Origin of the sequence: Niveispirillum sp. SYP-B3756 (genome assembly GCF_009495745.1) — a bacterium.
Taxonomy (GTDB): domain Bacteria; phylum Pseudomonadota; class Alphaproteobacteria; order Azospirillales; family Azospirillaceae; genus Niveispirillum.
This window is the reverse complement of record NZ_WIDQ01000042.1, coordinates 1,277-3,981: the sequence shown is the minus strand read 5'-3', so window position 1 is coordinate 3,981 and position 2,705 is coordinate 1,277. Positions and strand designations below refer to the sequence as shown.

1 protein-coding gene is annotated in these 2,705 nt (G+C 64.3%); it reads left to right on the top strand.

Annotation, left to right across the window (positions count from 1 at the left end; translation table 11 throughout):
• Nucleotides 1-2,705: Ig-like domain-containing protein (locus GE253_RS25565; RefSeq protein WP_173012842.1), on the top strand; the 2,705-nt coding region annotated here is incomplete at both ends.

Sequence of the window (2,705 nt, the reverse complement as noted above, 5' to 3'; positions counted from 1 at the left end):
GTCAGCGGCACGCTGTCGGCCAACGTCGCGTCGGGCGAGACGGTTTATGTGTCGCTGGATGATGGCACCACCTGGACGGCGGCCACCACCACCGTGGGTCAGAACAGCTGGTCGTTGACCGGTCAGACGTTGACCGGCAGCAATACCTTGAAGGTCAAGGTCTCAGACATCGCTGGCAATGACGGCACGGTTTACAGCCAGGCCTATGTGCTGGACACCACGGCACCGACGACGACCATTGCCACGGCGGCTTTCTCGGCCGATACGGCGGCCAATGGCAGCACCAACAGCGACTTCATCACCAAGACCACCAGCCAGACCGTCAGCGGCACGCTGTCGGCCAACGTGTCTGCGGGTGAGGCGGTCTATGTGTCGCTGGATAATGGCACCACCTGGACGGCGGCGACGACCACGGTTGGTCAGAACAGCTGGTCGCTGACCGGTCAGACGTTGACCGGCAGCAATACCTTGAAGGTGAAGGTTACCGACACGGCCGGTAATGACGGCACCGTCTACAGCCAGGCCTATGTGCTGGACACCACGGCGCCGACCACCAGTATCGCCACGGCCGCCTTCTCGGCCGATAGCGGCATAAGCGGCGACTGGATCACCAAGACCGCCAGCCAGGCCATCAGCGGCACGCTGTCGGCCAATCTGGCCGCGGGTGAAACGGTCTATGTCTCGCTGGATGGCGGCACGACCTGGACGGCGGCGACCGCGACTGCTGGTCAGAACAGCTGGTCATTGTTGGGCCAGACCCTGACCGGTTCCAACACCTTGCAGGTCAAGGTCACCGACACGGCCGGCAATGATGGCACCGTCTACAGCCAGGCCTATGTGCTGGACACGTTGGCGCCGACCACCACCATCGCCACAGCCGCCTTCTCCGCCGATAGCGGTATAAGCGACGACTTCATCACCAAGACCGCCAGCCAGACGATCAGCGGCACGCTGTCGGCTAATCTGGCCGCCGGTGAAACGGTCTATGTCTCGCTGGATGGTGGTTCCACCTGGAAGGCCGCGACCGCGACCACCGGCCAGAACAACTGGTCATTGGCGGGTCAGACCCTGACCGGTTCCAGCACCTTGCAGATCAAGGTCACCGACACCGCCGGCAATGACGGCACCGTCTACAGCCAGGCCTATGTGCTGGACACCACGGCGCCGACCACCAGTATCGCCACGGCCGTCTTCTCCGCGGATACGGCGGCCAATGGCGGCACCAACACAGATTGGACCACCAAGACGGCCAGCCAGACCGTCAGTGGCACGCTGTCGGCCAATCTGGCCGTAGGCGAGACGGTCTATGTCTCGCTGGATGGCGGTTCCACCTGGACGGCCGCGACCGCGACCGCCGGCCAGAACAGCTGGTCATTGTCGGGTCAGACCCTGACCGGTTCCAGCACCTTGCAGGTCAAGGTCACCGACAATGTCGGCAATGACGGCACCGCCTACAGCCAGGCCTATGTGCTGGACACCACGGCGCCGACCACCAGTATCGCCACGGCCGCCTTCTCCGCCGATAGCGGCACAATCGGCGACTTCATCACCAGCACGGCCAATCAGACGATCAGCGGCACGCTGTCGGCCAATCTGGCGTCGGGCGAGACGGTCTATGTTTCGCTGGATGGCGGCACGACCTGGAAGGCCGCGACCACCGGCCAGAACAGCTGGTCATTGTCGGACCAGACCCTGACCGGTTCCAACACCTTGCAGGTCAAGGTCACCGATACCGCCGGCAATGATGGCAGCGTCTACAGCCAGGCCTATGTGCTGGCCACGGCGGCACCGACGACGACCATCGCCACGGCCACCTTCTCGGCGGATACGGCGGCCAATGGGGGTACCGACACAGATTGGACCACCAAGAACGCCAGCCAGACCGTCAGCGGCACGCTGTCGGCCAATCTGGCCGCGGGCGAGACGGTCTATGTCTCGCTGGATGGTGGCACGACCTGGAAGGCTGCGACCGCGACCGCCGGCCAGAACAGCTGGTCATTGTCGGACCAGACCCTGACTGGTTCCAGCACCTTGCAGGTCAAGGTCACCGACGCCGCCGGCAATGATGGCAGCGTCTACAGCCAGGCCTATGTGCTGGACACCACGGCGCCGACCACCAGTATCGCCACGGCCGCCTTCTCGGCGGATACGGCGGCCAATGGGGGTACCGACACAGATTGGATCACCAAGACGGCCAGCCAGACCGTCAGCGGCACGCTGTCGGCCAGTCTGGCCGCGGGCGAGACGGTCTATGTGTCGCTGGATGGCGGCACGACCTGGAAGGCCGCGACCGTGACTGCTGGCCAGAACAGCTGGTCATTGTCGGACCAGGCCCTGACCGGTTCCAACACCTTGCAGGTCAAGGTCACCGACGCCGCCGGCAATGATGGCAGCGTCTACAGCCAGGCCTATGTGTTGGACACCACGGCACCGACCACCTCCATCGCCACGGCCGCCTTCTCCGCCGATAGCGGTACAATCGGCGACTTCATCACCAGCACGGCCAATCAGACGATCAGCGGCACGCTGTCGGCCAGTCTGGCCGCAGGCGAGACGGTCCAAGTGTCGCTGGATGGCGGCACGACCTGGAAGGCCGCGACCACCGGCCAGAACAGCTGGTCATTGGCGGACCAGACCTTGACCGGTTCTAACACCTTGCAGGTCAAGGTCACCGACCTCGCCGGCAATGATGGCAGCGTCTACAG